This is a genomic window from Paenibacillus chartarius, assembly GCF_042432825.1.
Classification (GTDB): Bacteria; Bacillota; Bacilli; order Paenibacillales; family NBRC-103111; genus Gordoniibacillus; species Gordoniibacillus chartarius.
Map to the genome: position 1 here is coordinate 25217 of NZ_JBHLWN010000016.1, position 20558 is coordinate 45774.

Below are 20558 nucleotides of genomic sequence, written 5' to 3' on the forward strand. Positions count from 1 at the left end.
ACCGGGGGCAAGGAGTGACAAGTATACTGAAGGTATAACCTCAGGTAAAGCAGGAGGATTTGTGCACAATTATCATCATCGGCATGAAAGCGTAAAGTACGCGGGGATTGTCACCCGGCTTCGAAATGCGGGTTGTGTCTTTGCAGAGGAAGAGGCGAGGCTGATCCTTTCATCCGCACAATCTCCTCAAGAACTCTCTAATATGGTGGAGCGGCGTGTCGCCGGGCTCCCCCTCGAGCACGTTATCGGATGGGTGGAGTTTTGCGGTTTACGGATTCAGGTAGACCCGGGCGTCTTTGTGCCGCGCCATCGAACCGAGTTTCTAGCCCGTCAGGCAATCGCCCTCGCGCAGCCGGGAGACGTAGTTGTCGACTTGTGCTGCGGCACCGGCGCGTTAGGGGCTGCTTTAGCCGCGGAGCTGAAGCATATTGAGCTGCATGCGGTCGATATTGACCCGGCAGCGGTGCAGTGCGCCCGTTCTAATATCCGTTCCGGCAACGGGATCGTTTACGAGGGGGATCTCTTTGAGCCGCTTCCCGTTCGGCTTCACAATCGGGTCCATATTCTTATCGCCAATGCCCCTTACGTACCTAGCGAGGCCATTCCGCTTCTTCCGCCGGAAGCTCGTATCCATGAGTCGCTTGCCGCACTCGATGGCGGAGCTGATGGACTTGACGTTCTGCGTAGAATTGCCGCTTCCGCATCGTCTTGGCTTGCTAAGGGCGGTTACCTTCTAGTTGAAACGAGCGAACGGCAGGCGTTATTGACCGAAGACCTCTTTGCCCGATACGGACTCCACCCCAGAACCATTCGATCGGAAGAGCAGGATGCGACGGTTATTATCGGAATGCGAACAAACCAAGAAGCCGCCTCGCAAGCAGACCATCTACCCGCCAGGACAGCCCCTCCAATACCCGAACGCGGCTCAGCCGGCAATCGGCAGCTCCACAACAAATGAAACCTTGCCGCCCTCTAGGTTCCGCGCATAGATGCGGCCGCGATGCTGATCGATAATGGCTTTGGCGATCGCCAGCCCGAGGCCGTAGCTCCCTTGGCTGCGGGTCCGTGACGGGTCGGTACGGTAAAACCGGTCGAAGATACGGTCCAGATGCTCTTCGGCGATGCCTTCGCCCGTATTCGTCACGGTCAGCACGATGTTCTGGCTGCGCTTCTTCAAGACGACCTCCATAGATCCGCCGGCAGTCGTATATTTCACGGCATTGTCGAGCAGGATCATAGCGACCTGCTTGTACTGCTCGATGCTGCCGCGCGCCGTGAGCGCAGGCTCAATCTCGTAGGACAGGCCGATGTTAGCCTCGAAGATGACCGCTTCCATCGTGAGAATGACTTGCTCCAGGGCATCGCTGACGTCGAAAGGCGCGTGCATGACGCTTGGATTCGTTTGATCGATTTGTGCCAAATAGAGCAGCTCGCTCGTCAGCGTCGACATGCGCTCCGATTCCGATTTGATGAACTGCAGCCACTTGGCTTGATTGCGAATCGTGTCGTCCGGATTGCCCAGCAATACATCGACATTCGTGTTGATGACGGCAAGCGGTGTTTTGAGCTCGTGAGAGGCGTCGGCGATGAACTGCTTCTGCTTATTGAACGCTTCCTGTACGGGCCCGATGGAACGATTCGCGAAAAATCGGCTGATGAAGAAGATCAGGACCAGCATAACGGATGCCACGATCAGAAACGCATATACTAATTTTGTTAAAAAGCTCCTCTGCGCGTTAATATCGACGAAGGAAATCATATAGCCGTCGGGGGAGGGCTGCACGAGATAGGCCCAATAATTGTCGTCCAGCTTCAGCTTGCCCTGAGACCGGGTTCCGCCGCCGGACAAGGCCGAAGCTGCGGCTTCCGTATAAAACTCATCCCCCAGCTCATACCGGGAGGCGGCCGATTTCACTTTGCCTTCTTTGTCGGTTACGAGCGTGAAGGACATGGAGCGCCCCTGCGGACCGTCCATCCTCGGCTCGCCCATCCCCGAAGACGGAGCGGGCTTCATCGAACCCGAACCCGGATTGCCCATCGGCTTGCGCGAAACATCCATCGCCTTGTGCAGATCCATATCGATATCGCGGCGTAAATTTTGATCCACAATGATATAGATCGAAGCGAATGCCAGCAGCATCATAATCGAGATGGTCACCATGTTCAGCAGCAAAAACTTGTTCCGCAGTCTCCGAAACATTACTCCTTCACCTCCAATACATAACCCACGCCCCGAATCGTATTGATGGCGACCGAAGACTGCAGGAACACGAGCTTCTTCCGCAGGAACGAAACGTACACCTCCACATTGTTATGCTCGGCCTCCGAATCGAACCCCCACAGCTTCTCAATAATGAGCTCCTTCGGCGTGACGGCCTGCTTCCTTGTGATCAAGAGCTGCAGCAGCTCGCTTTCCTTCAAAATCAATTTGATCTCCTTGCCGCGGCAAGTGAGCTTCAATGTCGATGTATTCAGCCCGATGTCGCCGAATTGCAGCCCTTGCTCCGGCACGACGACGTCCCCTTTGCGCCTGAGCGCCGCACGAATGCGGGCCAGCAGCTCCTCCGTGACGAACGGCTTGGCCACATAATCGTCGGCTCCGTAGTCGAGACCCGACACTTTGTCGGTCGTCTCGCCCCTTGCCGTAAGCAGGATGACCGGAGTCGAGTTCCCTTCCTTCCGGATCGTCTGCAAGATCGTAAGGCCGCTCATTCCCGGCAGCATGATATCCAGCAGCAGCAGGTCATAGATGCCGCTTCGCGCATAGTCGAGACCGGAGCTGCCGTCATGAACGATATCGACGGAATAATGATGCTTGCGCAAAATTTGGCCCAGCGCCTCGGCGAGATGAGCTTCATCCTCCACAATCAGAATTCTCATCCAACTCTTCCTCTCTATAGTAAATAGCCCGTTGTCGCAGCACCATTATAGCACTTCGCACCTTTAAGCAACCTTAAATGCAGCGTTTAAGGTTCATTAAAGGTTGCCGCCCTAAGATAAAGCCATCAACGGGATAACGTCAGCAAGCAAGACGCAGGAAGGAGCGACAGCCATGGCTATTGAGGTATTCAACCGGTATGAGAACAAGTACATGCTCGACGAGCAAAGCTTTCGCACGATTCATGACAAGCTGCTGCAGTATATGGAGCTTGATGAATATAACAGGAAGCATACGTTCTATTCCATCAGTAATATTTACTTCGATACGAACGACCATGCTTTAATACGAAAGTCATTGATGAAGCCCAAGTACAAAGAGAAGCTGCGGCTTCGCGCCTACGGCGTTCCGGAGCCGGGAGCCAAGGTGTATCTGGAGCTCAAGAAGAAAGTGTACGGGATCGTCAACAAGCGAAGAACTGCGCTGCGAACGGAGGAAGCCTACGACTTCGTGCGGACGGGCCACAAGCCCGAGCTTGCTCCCTATATGAACGGCCAGGTGCTGAACGAGATTGAGTATTTCCTGCAGCGCTACGATCTGGCGCCGAAGGTGTACTTGGCCTATGACCGGATTGCGATGTTCAGCAAGGAGAGCCGCGATCTGCGAATTACGTTCGACTGCAACATCCGGTCGAGGCGAACCGATCTGCGGCTGGAGAGCGGGGACCACGGCGAGCCGCTGATGGAAGACGGCTTCTGGCTCATGGAAGTTAAAGCGGAGAAGACGATTCCCGTCTGGCTCGCTCATATGCTGTCCGAGCACCGGATGTTCCGAACGAGCTTCTCGAAGTACGGCAATGAATTTATGAAAATGCGCACGATGCAGCAGCAACTGAAAGGAGAACGTGCATATGCTTGACACCCTGTTTGCGGCGACGTCCGCCAGCACCACGCTGACTTTTACTCACGCCATTTTAACGATCGTAGTCTCCTTCGTCTTAGGAGGAATCATCAGCTTCACTTATATGAAGACAAGCAAGCAGTCGTATTCGCAAAATTTTGCGCTCACCATGATCCTCATTCCGTCGATTATCGCCATCATTATTTTGCTGATCGGCAACAACGTCGCGCGAGCGTTCTCCTTGGCCGGAGCGTTCTCGATCATCCGTTTCCGAAGCGCCCCCGGGGATCCGAAGGATATCGCGTATGTGCTGTTCACGATGGCTACCGGCCTTGCCTGCGGCGTCGGCATGTACGGCTACGCGGTGCTGTTTACCGTGATCCTGTGCGCCCTGATGGCGGTTCTCCACAAATTCAGGTTCGGCGCCAGACGGAGCTCGCAGAAGCTGCTCAAAATCATGGTGCCTGAGGATTTGGGCTATGAAGAAGCGTTCCAGGAAGTGTTCAACCAATTTCAAGTTGCTTATGAGCTTAAGAAGGTAAAGACGACCGAGCTGGGCAGCCTCTTCGAGCTGGTGTATGTGATCACGATGAAGGCGGAGACGAGCCAGAAGCAGCTGATCGACGCCCTGCGCTGCCGAAACGGCAACCTGAACATTACGTTAGCGATGAATCCGGAAGCATCCGACTACTAATAACCAATAACGAAAGGGAAGATTCCTATGAAAACGACATTGAAAACACTGACGAAGCAGAAAATGTTCCTTGCGCTCCTTAGCGCAGCAGTAATTTTGCCGGCTTGCTCGAGCCAATCGGCCACCCAGGACGCCGCCAGTGCGGCGGCCCCTGCAGCGGCGGTCCAGTCGGCGGCAGGCTTCACCTCGGCAGCGGCTTCGGCGCAGGCACCGATACCGGTTGAGTACAGCTACAGCCAAGAAGACGAGAACACCGATTGGCTGTCGACCAATCCGGTCTATGTGGAGCTTAGCGCCGCAGGCGCCTCCATTCAAGGCTCGGGGGCCGAAGCGAATGGCCGCACCGTCACGATTAAAGCGGCGGGTACGTATGTGCTGAGCGGCAAATGGGAGCAAGGACAGATCGTTGTCGATGCGGCGAAGGAAGATAAGATTCGGATCGTGCTGAACGGCGTGGAGATTACGAGCAAAGACAGCTCCGCCATCTATGTGAAGCAAGCGGATAAGGTGTTTATTACCCTGCACGAAGGTACGAAGAACGTCGTCACGGATGCGGGCCAATATGCGGCGGTCGACGCTTCGACGGACGAGCCGAGTGCGGCGATCTTCAGCAAGGACGATTTGACGATTAACGGAACCGGCTCGCTCATGGTTCGGGGCCAATATAAAGATGCCATTGCAAGTAAGGACGATCTGAAAATTACCGGCGGCGACATTACGGTTTACGCGGCCGACGACGGGCTGATGGGCAGAGATTTGGTGGCGATCAAGGATGGCAACGTGACCATCGAGGCTGCCGGGGACGGCATCAAGGCAACGAACGATACGGATGCGTCGCAAGGCAATATCGGTATTGACGGCGGCACGTTCCGGATCAAGGCCGGAAGAGACGGCCTGCAAGCGGCGGCGTCCGTGCAAGTGAACGGCGGTTCGTTCACCATCACATCGGGCGGCGGCAGTGCGAGCGCTCCGGCGAAAGTTAGCGAGGAGCCTGGCGGCGGCATGAGAGGTCCGATGCAAGGGGGAGCGGCTGCTCCGGCTGCAACTGCAACGGCAGCGAGTGCGACAGAGTCGGAAAGCGGCAAAGCGATTAAAGCGGCGCTCGGCATTACGATTGCGAAGGGAACGTTCACTCTGGATTCTGCCGATGATGCGATCCACAGCAACAACACGGTGACGATTTCGGGCGGAGAGTTTGCGATCACTTCGGGGGACGACGGTGTTCATGCGGATTCTGCCATTCTGATCAGCGGCGGCAGCATTCACGTGAAGAAGAGCTACGAAGGCATCGAGAGCGCCAACATTACGATTTCCGGCGGAGACGTGGACGTGGTGAGCAGCGACGACGGCATCAACGTTTCCGGAGGGGCGGACGGATCTTCGGTGAACGGGCGTCCGGGTCAAAACCAGTTCAGCGCCGGGGCGTCATCCTCCAATAGCAAGCTGACGATTTCGGGCGGCACGGTCCATGTGAACTCGAACGGCGACGGTCTGGATGCGAACGGCTCCATCGCGATGTCCGGCGGTACCGTCTACGTCAGCGGTCCGACGTCGAACAACAACGCTGCGCTCGATTATGACGGTACGTTCGACTTGACGGGCGGCGTGCTGGTCGCGGCCGGCAGCTCGGGCATGGCGCAAGCGCCGACGGAAGCATCCGCGCAGAAGTCGATCCTGATGACGTATTCCCAGTCGCAGCAGGCCGGAACGATGGTGGAGCTGAAGGATAAGAGCGGCGCGACGCTGGCCAGCTTCGCTCCCGACAAGAGCTACCAGACGGTCGTCATCGGTTCGCCGGAGCTGAAGCAGGACGCCTCGTACATGCTGTATACCGGCGGGACGAAGACGGTGGAATTCACGGCGGGCGCCGCAGTTACTTGGCTCAACGAGTCCGGCGTGACGACAGCGAGAACGTCCGGTCCGGGAGGAGCGGGCGGCGGTCAGCGCGGCGGCCGGGCGCCGATGAACAGACAGTAACGGCTTCGAAAGAAAGTGACAACTTTTTGATCAAAATTTGAACAAATATTGAACAACTCGGAGAGATTTGTGATATAATGAAATTAACAATATCTTAATCTCTCCGGGGAAGTGATTCGATCATGACAACAAAGACAGTGGAACGGAAGACCGATCGGGAAGGGAAAGGCCTGTTCATCGCGATGCACATCGCTGCATGGGCGGCGTTGGCCATCGGCCTGCTGCTTTGCGTGACCAGCTTGAACCACTTCAGCGATACCAACTCGTCCTTGATGACGGGGATCGGCTTCATGGTAGGCAGCGTGTTCATTTATATGATCGGTACGGCAATGAATCTGGTGCACAAGCGGAATACAGAGTCGGAATCTTGATTGGGAGAAGCGGCGCGGCCGTTTGCAGGGAGCTGATCTTCATGCCATAATGATGGCTGAGGACAGCTCTTTTGTTTTATCAAATAAGGGGGACCTTCCATGGAATCCAATCGTCTTCCCGCCCGAGCGACTTATGCAGATTATATAACCTGGAATGATGACTTTCGTTACGAGATTGTGGACTTCGTTCCATACCTGGTGGCTGCACCGTCAGTCGAACACCAAAGAATTGTCGGCCGATTATTCAGGAAAATCGCCGATCGCCTGGACGGGAGTCCATGCGAGCCTTTCGTAAGCCCGTTTGATGTACGTCTTGCCGACCGTCATGCTCCCCACCATCAAGTCGGACATGTCCTTCAGCCGGACATTACCGTCATTTGCGATCACTCAGGCTTGGACGATAAGGGCTACAGCGGCGTTCCGGCATTGATTATCGAGGTGGTGTCTCCTTCTTCCGCCAAGATGGACCGCTGGTTGAAATACAATGCTTATCAGCAGCACGGAGTTCCAGAATATTGGATCGTGATTCCCGCCGAGCAGCTTATTGAGGTGCATGTGCTGGAGCATGGAACGTATCGGCGGCAGGCAGTCTACGGTATCGATGAAACCGCGGTTTCGCGTCAAATTCCCGGACTCGCTATCCCGATGAGCTCCATATTCTAATATGATCTGAAGAGAGAACGATCTCCACGGCATAACGCTGGCTGTGAAGATCGTTCTTTTTGCTGCAGCCGGAAGGTTGCGTACCAGCATTTATAACCTAGCCGCGCAGCACAAAAGCAGGTACTCTTGTGGATATATAATTGGCTGGCCCCTGCATGGATTTGCCCGCTTACGCCTAATTACTCCATTTTTTACTGTAAATAAGGCGAAAGGTTGAACAAAATTTTACGGAAATAAGGCAGTAAATTGACGCCTTTGTTAACAGCCCCCCGCAGCGCTCGGGAACGTGATATAGTGAGCGCAAAGACATCATATCGCTGTGACAAAAGTTAGATTCAAGGGATGCAGGGAGTGAGAGAACTATGAAAAATAGCGCAGCATTTATCCGCAAAATGGCCTCGCTTGGCCTGCTGGCTGCGATCACGCTGCTGGCCTCGGGCTGCCAGTCGATGATCGTGTTCGATCCGAAGGGTCCGGTCGGTGCGGATCAGCGCGACTTGATTTATTTTACGATGCTGCTCTGCTTGATTATCCTCGTGCCGGTGCTGGCGCTTACGGGATGGATCGTGTGGCGGTTCCGCGACAAGGCGGGCAACGACGCGCCTTATCAGCCGAAGTGGGAGCACAGCACGAAGCTCGAGATTATTTGGTGGGGCATTCCGATTGTTGTTATCGGCGTGCTTGCTATCGTGACGGCGAAGTATACGTATAAGCTCGACCCGGCGAAGCCGCTCGCCTCCGAAGTGAAGCCGATCACGGTCCAGGTGACGTCGCTCGACTGGAAGTGGCTGTTCCAATATCCGGAGCTGGGAATTGCGACCGTTAACCAGCTGACGATTCCGGAGGATACGCCGATCCGCTTCGAGCTGACCTCCGACGGGCCGATGAACTCGTTCTGGGTGCCGCAGCTTGGCGGGATGATTTACACGATGTCCGGCATGGCGACGACGCTGCATTTGCAGGCTGATGAGCCGGGCTCCTATATGGGGACGGGTGCGAACTTTACGGGGCGCGATTTTGCCAAGATGCAGTTCACGACGAAAGCCGTCACCCGCGCAGAGTTTGACAGCTGGGTAAAGGAAGTGAAGGCGTCCGGCAAGGCGCTGACGGAGGAGGGCTACCTGCAGCTGGCGCAGCCGGGCACGTCGGAGCCGCTCACCTTCTCTTCGATACCGATGGGACTGTTCCAGCGTATCGTTCACGGGTACTCGATGAGCCGCGGGGCTCCGGCCGGGTACAATCAGAAGGCGAAGACGCTCAGCGATCTGCATGGCGAAGGCGACGAGGGCCATGAGCAGCCGGCGCCGCAACCGATGCCGGCTGTACCAAATATGAACCATACGAACGGTCATAACCACTAAGTAAAGGAGGGACCTCCATGCTCGATCAAATCAAAGATTTCATGTCGTGGTTTTTCGTCACCGGCGATCCGCTCATTTACGGGGCGGACGTGGCGATCGGCCTTACGACGGTTGCGATCATTTTCGTCCTGTCGTATTTCAAAAAATGGGGCTGGCTGTGGCGCGAATGGCTGACGACCGTCGACCACAAGCGCGTAGGCATTATGTATATCATCGCTTCGCTGCTCATGCTGTTCCGCGGCGGGGTCGACGCCTTGCTGATGCGGACGCAGCTCGCTTTTCCCGATATGCAGTTCCTGAACGCGGAGCACTACAATCAAATTTTCACAACGCACGGCGTTATTATGATTTTGTTCATGGCGATGCCGCTCATGTTCGGCTTGTTCAACATCGCCGTACCGCTTCAGCTCGGGGCGCGCGACGTCGCCTTCCCGTTCCTGAACGCGCTCAGCTTCTGGCTGTTCTTCATGGGCGCAATGCTGTTCAATATGTCGTTCGTCATCGGCGGTTCGGCCGATTCGGGCTGGCTGGCGTATCCGCCGCTGTCGGAGATGTCGCATAGCCCGGGCGTCGGGCAAGATTTTTACATCTGGGGCATTCAGATTTCCGGTATCGGCTCGCTCATGACGGGTATTAACTTTATTGTAACCATCATCAAGATGCGCGCACCGGGCATGACCTGGTCGAAGGTGCCGATGTTTACATGGTCCGTCCTGTCGAGCTGCATCACGATCATCATCGCCTTCCCGGTGCTGACGGTTACGCTGGCGCTGCTGTTCCTCGACCGCTATCTCGGGGCGCACTTCTTCACGATGGACGGCGGCGGCAACTCGATGATGTATATCAACATGATCTGGATGTGGGGTCACCCGGAAGTGTACATCGTCGTTCTGCCGGCGTTCGGGATCTTCTCCGAGATCGTATCCACGTTCTCCAAGAAGCGTCTGTTCGGTTATGCGTCGATGGTGTTCGCGATGATGAGCATTTCGGTCATGTCGTATTTCACCTGGCTTCACCACTTCTTCACGATGGGCTCGGGCGCTAACGTCAACTTATTCTTTGCGATAACGACGATGATTATTGCGATTCCGACCGGTGTGAAAATTTTCAACTGGCTGTTCACGATGTTCCGCGGCCGGATTTCGTTCTCGACGCCGATGCTGTGGACGATCGCTTTCATTCCGTGCTTCGTTGTCGGCGGGATGACGGGTGTGATGCTGTCGGTTGCGCCGGCGGACTTCCAGTTCCACAACTCGTACTTCCTGATCGCGCACTTCCATCAGGTGCTGATCGGCGGCGTGGTCTTCGGCTACTTCGCAGGTCTTTACTACTGGTGGCCGAAAATGTTCGGCTTCAAGCTGAACGAGAAGATCGGCAAATGGGCGTTCTGGATTTGGAACATCGGCTTTTACGTATGCTTTATGCCGCAGTACTTCCTCGGCCTCGACGGCATGACGCGCCGCGTCAGCTCGTACGGCTGGGATAAAGGCTGGTGGGAGCTGAACTTCACGTCGACGATCGGCGGCTTCCTGATGGGTCTCGGCTTTATTTTCCAAGTGTGGCAAATCGCTCACAGCATTAAGTTCATGGAGAAGGACACAACCGGCGATCCTTGGAACGGACGTACGCTGGAATGGTCGATTCCTTCCCCGGCGCCGCTGTACAACTTTGCAACAACACCGGTGGTGACCGATCGCGACGACTGGTGGGAAGAGAAGGAGCGCATCGCAGCGGGCCAAGCGCCAAAGCCGAAGCCGGCTCTGGAGCCGATTCATATGCCGCGCAACTCGGCGCTGCCGTTCCTGCAGTCGATATGCTGGTTCCTGGTCGGATTCGGCCTTGTGTTCCACTGGCTGTGGATCGCGATTCCGGGCCTCATCGGGGTGTTCGCGACGATGCTGGCGCATTCGTTCAATTACAATACGGATTACTATATTCCTGTCGATGAAATCGAACGCACGGAAGCTGCGGCAAGGAGGGCAATATAATGGCTCATTCCGCTAATCATTTGGGGACGCATGCTGCGGCGGCGCATGGAGCCGGTCATGACGGGCACGACGGCCATCATGATCTGGAGGAGATGCGCAAGTTCGGATTTTGGATATTCCTGATTACCGACGTCATCTTGTTCTCCGCGCTGTTCGCTGTCTATATCGTTTTGCACGGAAATACGGCCGGCGGTCCGGGGATGAAGGATATCATCGAGATGCCGGGAATTATTGCGGAGACGTTCATCCTGCTGACGAGCTCGTTCACGAGCGGGCTCGCGGTGCTGATGATGAACCGCGGCAGCAAGGGCGGGCTGATCGGCTGGCTGATCGTGACGATCGCGCTGGGCGCCTGCTTTATCGGGCTCGAGGTGGCCGAATTCGCCAAGCTGATTCACGAGGGTCATACGATCTCGACCAGCGCGTTCTTCTCGGCGTTCTTCACGCTCGTCGGCACGCACGGTTTGCACGTTTCGCTCGGCATTTGCTGGATTACGGCGGTTATTTTCCAGCTGGCGCGCCACGGCATTACGCCGGTAACGCAGCGCAAGGTTCATATTACAAGCTTGTATTGGCACTTTCTTGATGCGGTGTGGATCTTCGTGTTCACGATCGTTTACCTGATGGGGGTGATGTGAGATGGCGCAAGCTAACAACGGCACACACGGCGGTCATGGGCATGGTGCGCATGGTCATGGCGGACATGGCAACGGCGACGGCCAAGGGCACGGCTCGGTGAAGGAGTATGTCATCGGCTTCGCTCTCTCGATCATCCTGACGATTATCCCGCTGATGATCGTGTTGAACGGCTGGATGAAGGGGGCGGCAGCCGCCGCCGTCCTGCTCGGCTGCGCGGCGCTGCAGTTCGCCGTACAGCTTCTGTTCTTCATGCATTTGCGTGAGGAGAAGGGGCCGCGGTACAACCTGATGACGCTGATCCTCGGCATCGTGGTCGCGCTCACCGTCGTCATCGGCTCGATTTGGATTATGTCGAACAATCCGATGTATTGATGGGAAGTGAAGATAGCCGTCTCCCGGTTTTGCTGCCGGGGGGCGGCTTTTTTAGTGGTTAGGACATATGTGAGGTTAAATTTGGGTGTAAGTTATGAAATATCGTACTCGCTTCCGTGAGGTAGCGGATCCGAACGATCTCTTGGATTTACGTATGCGGTACCGTTCATCCTGGCGTCATGTGAGACGCTCCATACTGCTCATTTCAGAGCAGTCTTATGTCTAGTTGTTTGTTTGTGAGCAAAAATCCATGTAAATGTACAGGAATCTTTACCCTACCTGGGACGTGTAGAGCATATGCCTGCTAATGTGCAGGAATCTGTGCGGGTTAAGCCTTTGCCGGGCTGTTTTTATCGAAAAGAATGTAAAATCCCAGTAATCGAACCGTGGAGTAGCAGCCTGACTCAGGTTCCTGCACTTTTGCAGGCATTCTTCTACAAACGACTCCGTGCTGAAGTCTGGTTCGTATAGCGAAGGTATTTTTCCTCGTTAGGCCGGTAAATGTTGCTCACCCATTCCCGATATCATCCTAATCTTGATTAAGAGATGAAGACGAGCCTGCTGCGATCATATTGACATATTCGCGGGAGAGGCTCATGAACCGCTTCATCGCGTAGGTTAAATATTTTTCCTTGCGCCAGATCATGGCCAAATTCCATGGGATGACGGGCTCGACGAGAGTCACGGTGCGGACGCGGGGATTGACGATTTTGTTGCAAATCGCCCCCGGCATAATGCTGACGCCCAGGTTCTCGGCAACCATCTCGGCGAGAAGATCCCAATGGCTGCTCTCATACAAAATCTTCGGGTCAAAGCCCTGCTGCTGGCATGCCTTCATGACGTGCTCCCGCACCGCAAACCCCCGCGGAAACATGATGAACGGGTCTGCACGAAGCTCGTTTAATCCGATCTCGGTACGGTCGGAAAGCGGGTGGGCGACGTGCAGGGTAACGGCCAGCTTTTCCTCAATTAACGGCATAACCCCGAACTCCGTTTCGTCCACCGGGGCGACCACAACGCCCAGATCGATCTCTCCTTCGGAGATGAGCAGCTCGATCTTCTTGGCGCCTTCCTCGAAAATTTGAAATTCAATATTCGGATACAGTCTGTGAAACTCGGCGAAAACACGCGGGAAAAATACGGTGGAGACGACGGGAGGCAGTCCGAGCTTCATACGGCCCGTCTTCAGCTCCGATACATCGGCCAGCTTCACGTACAAATCGTCCACAGCCTGGAGAATCGTCTGGATTTGCGGCATGGCCGCGGCTCCGCTGTCCGTCAGCTTCACGGCTTTGCTCGAGCGGTCGAACAGGTCGACGCCGAGCTCGTCCTCCAGGCTCTTGATGATCTTGCTCAAGGTAGGCTGGGTCAGATGCAGCGTCTCGGCGGCCTTCGTGACGTTGCGCTGCTTGGCCACTTCCAGCACATATCGCAAATTTCTGACTTCCACATGCATGGCTCCTTTTATGACAAGACGGTCCATAACTTTTTAGCATGATTGGTATGCAAGGATTGAATTTTACGAATGCGCGGGGTCCGTTGTACACTGACTCATGAAAGCGCTAGCAATGGACGTGCCAAATCTGTACAACAAATCCATTATATCAAACAGCAAAGGGGAATTGTACGATGGTCATCCAAGTGATTGCCATATTTTTGGCGCTGGGCTTGCTCATGGTTTTCGCCTACCGGGGTTTTCCGGTCGTGATTTTCGCGCCGATCTTCGTACTGGTTGCCGTAGCGATCTCGGGCCAGGCGCTGCTGCCGAGCTATTCCGAGACGTACATGACGAATGCGGCCAACTATATTAAGACGTATTTTCCGATTTTCCTGTTAGGCGCAGTCTTCGGCAAAATGATGGAGATGAGCGGGGCGGCGTCCTCGATCGCGCAATCGATCGTCAAGGCGCTAGGCTCCAAGAGGGCCATACTGTCCGTCGTGCTTGCTTGCGCGGTGCTCACTTACGGCGGCGTGTCGCTGTTCGTTGTCGCTTTCGCGGTGTATCCGTTCGCTGCGGCCATCTTCCGGGAGGCCGACATTCCGAAGCGGCTCATTCCCGGCACGATCGCGCTTGGCGCGTTTACGTTCACGATGGATGCGTTCCCCGGAACGCCGCAAATTCAAAATATTATTCCGACAGCCTACTTCGGAACGGATGCTTACGCAGCCCCTGCCGTTGGAATTGTAAGCGGTTTAATCGTGCTGATCGGCGGGTTGCTGTGGCTCGAACGCAGGCGCAAGCAGGCGGCGGATGCCGGTGAGGACTACGGCCACAATCACAAGAACGAGCCGGAAGCGGACACCGATCAAAAGTTTCCGCCGCTCTGGCTGTCGCTGCTGCCGCTTGTGCTCGTGCTTGTGTTTAACTATTTGTTCAGCCGCGGCGCCTTCCCTGTGGCTCAGTGGTACAGCGCCGAGACGCTGCAGTCGTTCAAGATCGCGAGCGTGAGCACGGTGGCCTCCTCGTGGGCGCTCATTCTGGCGCTGTGCATCGGCATAATTGCGGCAGGCTGCATCAATTTCCGGGTCGTCCGGCATAAGCTGGCGGTCGGCTTGACGGCGGCGGCGATGGGCTCGCTGCTGGCGATTTTCAATACGGCCTCCGAGGTCGGCTTCGGTAACGTCGTAAAGACGCTCCCGGGCTTCAAGCTCGTTCAAGATTGGGTGCTCGGCGCCAACGTGCATCCGCTCATTTCGGAGGCGCTGTCGGTGAACATTCTGGCGGGGATTACCGGTTCGGCATCCGGCGGCTTGTCGATTGCAATGGATGTCATGGGCAAGCAGTACCTCGCTGCAGCCCAGGCGGCCGGCATCAGCCCGGAGCTGCTGCACCGGATCGCCTCGATGGCTTCGGGCGGGATGGATACGCTGCCGCACAACGGCGCGGTCATTACGCTGCTGGGCATTACGGGGCTGACGCATAAACAATCTTACAAGGACATTTTCGCCATTACGATCTTGAAAACGTTAACGGTCGTCGTGGTCGCGATCGTATTATCCTTATTTTAATCGTCAGGGGAGGTTGTCGGCGTGAGCAAACGTCTTCTGGAGCAGAAAGTCGCTCTCATCACCGGAGCCGGCAGCGGCATTGGACTGCAGCTGGCCCGCAGCTTCGTGCAGGAGGGGGCGGCGGTTGTCGTCGCGGATATTAATTTGGAGAAAGCTCAGGACGCTGCGGAGGAGCTTCGCAATGAAGGCGGCGCAGCGATAGGGGTCGGATGCGATGTCGCGGATGAGGCGCTTTATCGCGAGGCCATCGACAGTGCGGTGGATACGTTCGGCGGCCTGCATATTCTCGTCAACAACGCCGGCCTGCAGCACGTCGCAGCGATAGAAGATTTTCCGGTAGAGAAATTCGACCAGATGCTGAAGGTGATGCTGACCGGCGCTTTCATTGGCATCAAGTATGCGTTCCCGATCATGAAGCGGCAGAAGTACGGGCGAGTCATCAACATGGCTTCCATTAACGGCGTGATCGGCTTTGCCGGCAAGGCCGCTTACAACAGCGCCAAGCACGGTCTGATCGGACTGACGAAGGTAGCCGCGCTGGAAGGGGCGGAGCACGGGATCACCGTTAACGCGCTGTGCCCCGGCTATACCGATACGCCGCTTGTGCGCGGACAGCTGGAGGATTTGGCGCGAACGCGCGGAGTTCCGCTGGAGAGCGTGCTGGAGGAGGTCATCTACCCGCTCGTACCGCAGAAGCGGCTGCTGACCGTCGAGGAAATCGCCGATTACGCGGTGTTGATTGCAAGCGACAAGCTGCGGGGGGTAACCGGCTCCTCGCTGCTGATCGACGGCGGCTACACGGCGCAGTAAGAGTGACATATTAGGGGGAGAAGGCAATGGGGAAAGTGGTCGGTACCGTCCGGGAGGCGGTGCAGGATATCGGCGACGGGGCGACGATTATCGTCGGCGGCTTCGGCCTGTGCGGCATTCCGGAGCATAGCATTGCGGCGCTGCGCGAGAAGGGCAGCAAAGAACTGACCATCGTCAGCAACAATTGCGGCGTCGACGGCTGGGGGCTCGGGATCCTGCTGGAAAATCGCCAAATCCGCAAAATGGTGTCGTCCTACGTGGGCGAGAACAAAACGTTCGAGGCGCAATTTTTGAGCGGTGAGCTGGAGGTCGAGCTGGTGCCGCAGGGGACGCTCGCGGAGCGGATTCGTGCCGGGGGCGCGGGGATCCCCGGATTTTATACGGCGACCGGAGTAGGAACGGTCATTGCGGAAGGCAAAGAGCATAAAGAGTTCGGCGGGCGCACGTATATGCTGGAGCAGGCGATTGTCGGGGATTTTGCGCTGGTGAAGGCGTGGAAGGCGGATCCGTTCGGCAACCTGGTGTTCCGGAAGACGTCGCGCAACTTCAATCCGCTCGCCGCGGCGGCGGGGCGCATCACGATCGTTGAGGTGGAGGAGCTGGTGCCGCTAGGTGCACTGGACCCGGACGAGATCCATACCCCCGGCATCTATGTACAGCGCATTGTGCTCGGCGGCACCTACGAGAAGCGGATCGAGCGCCGTACGGTAAGGGAGGCGAACGCAGGATGAGCGAGGGCCGGATCAAAATCGTACGCCGCGCCGTGCAGGAGATTCGTGACGGCATGAACGTCAATCTCGGGATCGGCATGCCGACGCAAATCGCCAATTGGATTCCGAAGGAATGGAACGTCATGCTGCAGTCGGAGAACGGGCTTCTCGGGATTGGGCCGTTTCCTGTCGCAGGGGAAGAGGACGCCGACCTGATCAACGCGGGCAAAGAGACGGTCACGGCCGTGCCGGGGGCGTCGTTCTTCGACAGTGCGGAGTCGTTCGCAATGATTCGAGGCGGTCATATTGATCTCGCGATTCTCGGCGGGATGGAGGTTGCGGAGAACGGCGACCTCGCGAATTGGATGATCCCCGGCAAAATGGTCAAAGGCATGGGCGGCGCCATGGACCTCGTCAGCGGTGCGAGGCGCATCGTCGTTATTATGGAGCACGTCAGCAAGAACGGGGAATCGAAGGTGAAGACGAGCTGCACGCTGCCATTAACCGGAAAGGGCGTCGTGCACCGGCTGATTACGGACCTCGCGGTGTTTGACTTCACGCCGGACGGTATGGTGCTCGTTGAGCTGCAGGAAGGCGTTTCGATCGAGGAAGTGCGGCAGAAGACGGAAGCGCGGTTTACGGTGAGTCCGGATGTCGGAGGGGATGAACAATGAGCAGGGAGGCAGTGATTGTCAGCGCCGTGCGAACGGCGATCGGCTCCTTTCAGGGAACGCTGGCGGGCATTTCGGCCACGCAGCTTGGCGGGCTCGTCATCCGCGAAGCGCTTGGCCGGGCGGGAATCAGCGAGAACAGCATCGACGAAGTGATTATGGGCAACGTGCTGTCGGCGGGCTTGGGGCAAAATCCGGCACGCCAAGCTTGGCTCGCCGGCGAAGGCTACCCGAACACCGTCCCGGCCACAACGATCAATAAGGTGTGCGGCTCGGGCCTCAAGGCCGTCATGCTGGCGGCGCAGTCCGTTCGTCTGGGAGACAGCGACGTTGTGGTGGCAGGCGGTATGGAAAGCATGAGCCGGGCTCCGTATTTGCTGGAAGGCGCGCGGTCCGGGCTGCGAATGGGCGACGCCGGGCTGGTCGACTCGATGATCCGCGACGGCTTGTGGTGTGCGTCGTGTGACATTCATATGGGGATTACGGCGGAAAATATCGCCCGGAGCTACGGCATTTCCCGCGAGGAGCAGGATCGCTTCGCGGCGTGGAGCCAGCGGAAGGCGGAGCAGGCGATGGCCGAGGACCGGTTCCGGGAGGAGATCGTGCCGGTTCTCATTCCGCAGAAGAAAGGGGATCCGGTCGTGTTTGACCGCGATGAGTTCCCCAGAGCCGGGACGACGGCAGAGACACTGGGCAAGCTGCGGCCGGCTTTTGCGAAGGACGGCACCGTCACGGCGGGCAACGCTTCCGGCATTAATGACGGTGCGGCAGCCGTTGTCGTCATGTCGGCGGACAAGGCCGAGTCGCTCGGGCTGAAGCCGCTGGCGTACATCCGCGGCTATGCAAGCGCGGCGCTGGATCCGTCGGTCATGGGGCTGGCTCCGATCGAAGCGACGCGCAAGCTGCTGCGGCAAACGGGCCTGGGCGTGGAGGAGATCGACTTGTTCGAGCTGAACGAAGCGTTTGCGGCGCAGGCGATCGCCGTCGGCCGGGACTTGGGCGTGCCCGACGAGCGGCTGAACGTGAACGGTGGAGCGATCGCGCTCGGCCACCCGATCGGCGCCAGCGGGGCCCGGGTGCTCGTGACGCTGCTGCATGAGCTGGGCCGGCGCGGAGGCCGCTATGGCGTTGCCTCGCTGTGCATCGGCGGCGGGCAAGGCGTTTCGATGCTGGTGGAGCGGGTATAATTGGAGCTTTGCGCTTTTGCGGGGCTGTCCCGGAAGTAGATGAATCTACTTGGGGACAGCTTCTTTGTGCAAGTGAGCGGAGACTTCTTTATTCACCAGCCATATTCCGAAGGAAACAAGAACAAGGGCGATGATGTTCTTGATCTCCCAAATCGTATCCCCCAAGTAAATCGACGACAGCGCGGTTCCGAAGACGGGAACCAGGAAGTTATACACCGATACGCGCCCGACCTTAAAGCAGTAAAGCAAGTCCGGCAAGTGTAAAGCGGTATCCGGCAAAGACGAACTTGGAGGGGATGTCTTCCGGCGAAATGTCAAATAAGAGAAACCCGATTTTAATGGCCGGATAAGAGCTTCCCCAGAACAGACAACAAACTGCAGCAATAATTGCTACGAATTTTACGTTGGTATACCATGATTTGTCCTTCAAAATAGCCGCTTCCTTTTCTCTTATCTTCTTGCTGCGCGAAGCTTAGCGTTATTAACAATATCATGGCTAATTATTTTCTGTACTACGTTTGTTGCTTAACTATTGACGTATCTTGCCATCATTCAACCATCGTATCGACGCGTTCCCTACGTCCTCCACCCTCTGTAACCGGTTTGTAACCGCAGTCATGTTTACTAAATACAAACAGGCTGAAGGTGGGACCAGGATGAACGAGCGATGGAGGAAGAGCGAACTGCGGGCGGCCGGAGACCGCTGCCTGGCGGCCGGCCGCTTGAATAGAGGCGCGGCAAAGCTTGCCGATGCACGGAGGTGCCCGGGTCTAAGGCACAACGCCCGGGGAGGTGAGTCTGCATGAACGGGATCGTGAACTGGTGGGACCAGCGCTGCATCTTAAGCGCCGACCGGACCGCCGTCATCGACGCCGACAGCGGCGAGCGCTGGACGTATGCCCGGCTGAACGAGCGGGTTCGCCGTCTTGCCGCACTTCTCCAATCCATGGGCATCCGGCGCGGCGACCGGCTTGCCCTGCTTGCGCCGAATGACGTTGCCTACTTCGAATGGCTGTTCGCCTGCGCGAAGCTGGGAGCCGTGCTCGTACCGCTTAACTGGCGGCTCGCGAAGACGGAGCTGGACTACATTCTGGGCGATTGCCAGCCGAGGCTGATCGGGTATCACGATTGCTTTGCCGGGCTTGCGCATAGGTTAAAGTATCCGGCTATTTCGGTAAAGGTAGCGGTACAGCACGACGTCACGGCGGAAACCGTCAACGAGACGGCCGCCTATGCCGCCGAACTGCCGGCTCCGCAGCGGCAAAAGGACCTCTCTCCCGACGACCCGTACCTCATCATTTACACCGGCGGTACGACGGGAATGCCGAAGGGAGTCGTGCTCAGCCACGGCTCGGTGTTCTGGAACGCCGCCAACACGGTTGTGACCTGGCAGCTGAGCGAAGCGGACGTGACTCCGACGTATATGCCGATGTTTCACACGGGCGGCATGAACGCGTTGTCGCTGCCGGTGCTGCATGCAGGCGGTACGGTTGTCGTTGTGAAGGATTTTCAGCCGAAGCTAGCGATTGAGCTGCTGAACCGCGAGAAATGCACCATCGCGCTGCTCGTGCCTACGATGTACCACATGCTGGTACAGTCGGAGCATTTTGCCGCCGCTTCGTTTCCCGCCATGCATACGTTTGTATCCGGAGGGGCGCCTTGTCCGCTTCCTTTGTATGAAGCATTCGAAGCGAAGGGCCTGGCGTTTAAGGAAGGCTACGGGCTGACGGAGGCGGGGCCGAACAATTTTTACATTCATCCTTCGGAGGCGGCGCGCAAGCGGGGGTCCGTCGGCCGTCCGATGCTCTATAACGAGGTGAGGCTGGCGGATGATCAAGGACGCGAGGTGCCTGTCGGCGAGGTCGGCGAAATTTGGCTGCGCGGCGGTCATCTGTTTCATTCGTATTGGAATCGGCCGGACGAAACGCAGGAGGCTATGCACGAGGAAGGCTGGCTGAAGACGGGCGACCTGGGGCGGCGCGACACGGACGGCTGCTATTATATCGTCGGCCGCAAGAAAGATATGATCATTACCGGGGGAGAAAATGTTTATCCGCTCGAAGTGGAGCACCGGCTTCGGCAGCATCCTGCCGTTGCCGACGCAGCGGTGGTCGGTGTGCCCGACCCGAAATGGGGCGAGGCGGTGTCGGCGGCCGTCGCGCTCCTGCCGGGCGCGAAGGTGACGGAAGAGGAGCTTAAAGCGTATTGCGCGCAATCGCTCGGCAAATACAAGGTGCCCAAGCGGTTTCTGTTCCTGGAGAAGCTGCCGGCAACTCCCGTCGGTAAGATCGACAAGAAACAAATCGTTGCGTTCATGCTACAATAGTT

Annotated in this window: 21 protein-coding genes; 16 read left to right on the forward strand and 5 right to left on the reverse strand. The window is 57.0% G+C overall.

Going from position 1 to position 20558, the window contains the following annotated elements; genetic code table 11:
- Positions 1-61 precede the first annotated feature (61 nt).
- Entirely contained in the window at positions 62-958 is an 897-nt protein-coding gene (locus ACFFK0_RS02910) for a putative protein N(5)-glutamine methyltransferase (protein ID WP_377468387.1), read from the forward strand.
- Here the strand turns inward: ACFFK0_RS02910 and ACFFK0_RS02915 are convergent.
- Together ACFFK0_RS02915 and ACFFK0_RS02920 are read right to left on the reverse strand one after the other, a co-directional pair.
- A complete protein-coding gene (locus ACFFK0_RS02915; protein ID WP_377468388.1) occupies positions 926-2200 on the reverse strand; it encodes a sensor histidine kinase in 1275 nt (424 codons plus the stop codon). The genes ACFFK0_RS02910 and ACFFK0_RS02915 overlap by 33 nt on opposite strands.
- Positions 2200-2880 carry a response regulator transcription factor gene (locus ACFFK0_RS02920; protein WP_377468389.1) on the reverse strand — a complete coding sequence of 227 codons (681 nt, stop codon included), beginning with the start codon at positions 2878-2880 and terminating at the stop codon, positions 2200-2202. Before ACFFK0_RS02920 ends, ACFFK0_RS02915 begins: the two co-directional genes overlap by 1 nt.
- 172 nt (positions 2881-3052) lie before the next feature.
- Here ACFFK0_RS02920 and ACFFK0_RS02925 point away from each other — a divergent pair, with 172 nt between their 5' ends.
- The 9 genes from ACFFK0_RS02925 (at position 3053) to cyoD (ending at position 11843) form a co-directional block, all read left to right on the forward strand.
- Positions 3053-3796, forward strand: coding sequence for a polyphosphate polymerase domain-containing protein (locus ACFFK0_RS02925; protein WP_377468390.1), 744 nt, complete (start codon positions 3053-3055; stop codon positions 3794-3796).
- A complete protein-coding gene (locus tag ACFFK0_RS02930; protein ID WP_377468392.1) occupies positions 3789-4472 on the forward strand; it encodes a DUF4956 domain-containing protein in 684 nt (227 codons plus the stop codon). Before ACFFK0_RS02925 ends, ACFFK0_RS02930 begins: the two co-directional genes overlap by 8 nt.
- A 27-nt stretch (positions 4473-4499) precedes the next feature.
- Positions 4500-6449 (forward strand): carbohydrate-binding domain-containing protein, encoded by a 1950-nt coding sequence (locus tag ACFFK0_RS02935; protein WP_377468393.1) that lies wholly within the window; start codon positions 4500-4502, stop codon positions 6447-6449.
- Positions 6450-6571: 122 nt separating this feature from the next.
- Positions 6572-6820: a hypothetical protein gene (locus ACFFK0_RS02940; protein ID WP_377468394.1), complete on the forward strand. Its 249-nt coding sequence runs from the start codon at positions 6572-6574 to the stop codon at positions 6818-6820.
- Positions 6821-6919: 99 nt separating this feature from the next.
- Positions 6920-7483 (forward strand): Uma2 family endonuclease, encoded by a 564-nt coding sequence (locus tag ACFFK0_RS02945; RefSeq protein WP_377468395.1) that lies wholly within the window; start codon positions 6920-6922, stop codon positions 7481-7483.
- A 362-nt stretch (positions 7484-7845) separates the two neighbouring features.
- Complete coding sequence (gene cyoA, locus ACFFK0_RS02950; RefSeq protein WP_377468396.1) at positions 7846-8844, forward strand: ubiquinol oxidase subunit II; 999 nt, start codon at positions 7846-7848, stop codon at positions 8842-8844.
- A gap of 17 nt (positions 8845-8861) precedes the next feature.
- Positions 8862-10832 carry a cbb3-type cytochrome c oxidase subunit I gene (locus ACFFK0_RS02955; protein ID WP_377468397.1) on the forward strand — a complete coding sequence of 657 codons (1971 nt, stop codon included), beginning with the start codon at positions 8862-8864 and terminating at the stop codon, positions 10830-10832.
- A complete protein-coding gene (gene cyoC / locus ACFFK0_RS02960; RefSeq protein WP_377468398.1) occupies positions 10832-11470 on the forward strand; it encodes a cytochrome o ubiquinol oxidase subunit III in 639 nt (212 codons plus the stop codon). The genes ACFFK0_RS02955 and cyoC overlap by 1 nt, the downstream gene beginning before the upstream one ends.
- 1 nt (position 11471) lies before the next feature.
- Positions 11472-11843 carry a cytochrome o ubiquinol oxidase subunit IV gene (gene cyoD, locus ACFFK0_RS02965; protein ID WP_377468399.1) on the forward strand — a complete coding sequence of 124 codons (372 nt, stop codon included), beginning with the start codon at positions 11472-11474 and terminating at the stop codon, positions 11841-11843.
- Positions 11844-12372: 529 nt separating this feature from the next.
- Here the strand turns inward: cyoD and ACFFK0_RS02970 are convergent.
- Entirely contained in the window at positions 12373-13293 is a 921-nt protein-coding gene (locus ACFFK0_RS02970; RefSeq protein ID WP_377468400.1) for a LysR family transcriptional regulator, read from the reverse strand.
- A 179-nt stretch (positions 13294-13472) separates the two neighbouring features.
- Here ACFFK0_RS02970 and ACFFK0_RS02975 point away from each other — a divergent pair, with 179 nt between their 5' ends.
- Genes ACFFK0_RS02975 through ACFFK0_RS02995 form a run of 5 tightly spaced genes read left to right on the forward strand, consistent with a single transcriptional unit; the run spans position 13473 to position 18230 of the window.
- Entirely contained in the window at positions 13473-14852 is a 1380-nt protein-coding gene (locus ACFFK0_RS02975; RefSeq protein ID WP_377468401.1) for a GntP family permease, read from the forward strand.
- 21 nt (positions 14853-14873) lie between these two features.
- On the forward strand, positions 14874-15662 hold the full coding sequence (locus ACFFK0_RS02980) for a 3-hydroxybutyrate dehydrogenase (protein WP_377468402.1): 789 nt from the start codon (positions 14874-14876) through the stop codon (positions 15660-15662).
- A 26-nt stretch (positions 15663-15688) separates the two neighbouring features.
- Complete coding sequence (locus tag ACFFK0_RS02985) at positions 15689-16393, forward strand: CoA transferase subunit A (RefSeq protein WP_377468403.1); 705 nt, start codon at positions 15689-15691, stop codon at positions 16391-16393.
- Entirely contained in the window at positions 16390-17046 is a 657-nt protein-coding gene (locus tag ACFFK0_RS02990; RefSeq protein ID WP_377468405.1) for a 3-oxoacid CoA-transferase subunit B, read from the forward strand. Before ACFFK0_RS02985 ends, ACFFK0_RS02990 begins: the two co-directional genes overlap by 4 nt.
- Positions 17043-18230 (forward strand): acetyl-CoA C-acetyltransferase, encoded by a 1188-nt coding sequence (locus tag ACFFK0_RS02995; RefSeq protein WP_377468406.1) that lies wholly within the window; start codon positions 17043-17045, stop codon positions 18228-18230. The genes ACFFK0_RS02990 and ACFFK0_RS02995 overlap by 4 nt, the downstream gene beginning before the upstream one ends.
- Before the next feature lie 45 nt (positions 18231-18275).
- Here ACFFK0_RS02995 and ACFFK0_RS03000 read toward each other — a convergent pair whose 3' ends face one another.
- Both ACFFK0_RS03000 and ACFFK0_RS03005 read right to left on the reverse strand, forming a co-directional pair.
- Positions 18276-18488 carry a hypothetical protein gene (locus ACFFK0_RS03000; RefSeq protein WP_377468407.1) on the reverse strand — a complete coding sequence of 71 codons (213 nt, stop codon included), beginning with the start codon at positions 18486-18488 and terminating at the stop codon, positions 18276-18278.
- Entirely contained in the window at positions 18463-18660 is a 198-nt protein-coding gene (locus ACFFK0_RS03005) for a hypothetical protein (protein ID WP_377468408.1), read from the reverse strand. The genes ACFFK0_RS03000 and ACFFK0_RS03005 overlap by 26 nt, the downstream gene beginning before the upstream one ends.
- A gap of 372 nt (positions 18661-19032) precedes the next feature.
- Between ACFFK0_RS03005 and ACFFK0_RS03010 the strand changes: the two genes are divergently transcribed.
- A complete protein-coding gene (locus ACFFK0_RS03010; RefSeq protein WP_377468409.1) occupies positions 19033-20556 on the forward strand; it encodes a class I adenylate-forming enzyme family protein in 1524 nt (507 codons plus the stop codon).
- Positions 20557-20558: the final 2 nt, after the last annotated feature.

Excerpts from the sequence above, each read along its gene's own strand:
- ACFFK0_RS02915 (WP_377468388.1), bottom strand. The coding sequence starts at position 2,200 with ATGTTTCGGAGACTGCGGAACAAGTTTTTGCTGCTGAACATGGTGACC.
- ACFFK0_RS02920 (WP_377468389.1), bottom strand. The coding sequence starts at position 2,880 with ATGAGAATTCTGATTGTGGAGGATGAAGCTCATCTCGCCGAGGCGCTG.
- ACFFK0_RS02925 (WP_377468390.1), top strand. The coding sequence starts at position 3,053 with ATGGCTATTGAGGTATTCAACCGGTATGAGAACAAGTACATGCTCGAC.
- ACFFK0_RS02930 (WP_377468392.1), top strand. The coding sequence starts at position 3,789 with ATGCTTGACACCCTGTTTGCGGCGACGTCCGCCAGCACCACGCTGACT.
- ACFFK0_RS02935 (WP_377468393.1), top strand. The coding sequence starts at position 4,500 with ATGAAAACGACATTGAAAACACTGACGAAGCAGAAAATGTTCCTTGCG.
- ACFFK0_RS02940 (WP_377468394.1), top strand. The coding sequence starts at position 6,572 with ATGACAACAAAGACAGTGGAACGGAAGACCGATCGGGAAGGGAAAGGC.
- ACFFK0_RS02945 (WP_377468395.1), top strand. The coding sequence starts at position 6,920 with ATGGAATCCAATCGTCTTCCCGCCCGAGCGACTTATGCAGATTATATA.
- cyoA (WP_377468396.1), top strand. The coding sequence starts at position 7,846 with ATGAAAAATAGCGCAGCATTTATCCGCAAAATGGCCTCGCTTGGCCTG.
- ACFFK0_RS02955 (WP_377468397.1), top strand. The coding sequence starts at position 8,862 with ATGCTCGATCAAATCAAAGATTTCATGTCGTGGTTTTTCGTCACCGGC.
- cyoC (WP_377468398.1), top strand. The coding sequence starts at position 10,832 with ATGGCTCATTCCGCTAATCATTTGGGGACGCATGCTGCGGCGGCGCAT.
- cyoD (WP_377468399.1), top strand. The coding sequence starts at position 11,472 with ATGGCGCAAGCTAACAACGGCACACACGGCGGTCATGGGCATGGTGCG.
- ACFFK0_RS02975 (WP_377468401.1), top strand. The coding sequence starts at position 13,473 with ATGGTCATCCAAGTGATTGCCATATTTTTGGCGCTGGGCTTGCTCATG.
- ACFFK0_RS02985 (WP_377468403.1), top strand. The coding sequence starts at position 15,689 with ATGGGGAAAGTGGTCGGTACCGTCCGGGAGGCGGTGCAGGATATCGGC.
- ACFFK0_RS02990 (WP_377468405.1), top strand. The coding sequence starts at position 16,390 with ATGAGCGAGGGCCGGATCAAAATCGTACGCCGCGCCGTGCAGGAGATT.
- ACFFK0_RS02995 (WP_377468406.1), top strand. The coding sequence starts at position 17,043 with ATGAGCAGGGAGGCAGTGATTGTCAGCGCCGTGCGAACGGCGATCGGC.
- ACFFK0_RS03010 (WP_377468409.1), top strand. The coding sequence starts at position 19,033 with ATGAACGGGATCGTGAACTGGTGGGACCAGCGCTGCATCTTAAGCGCC.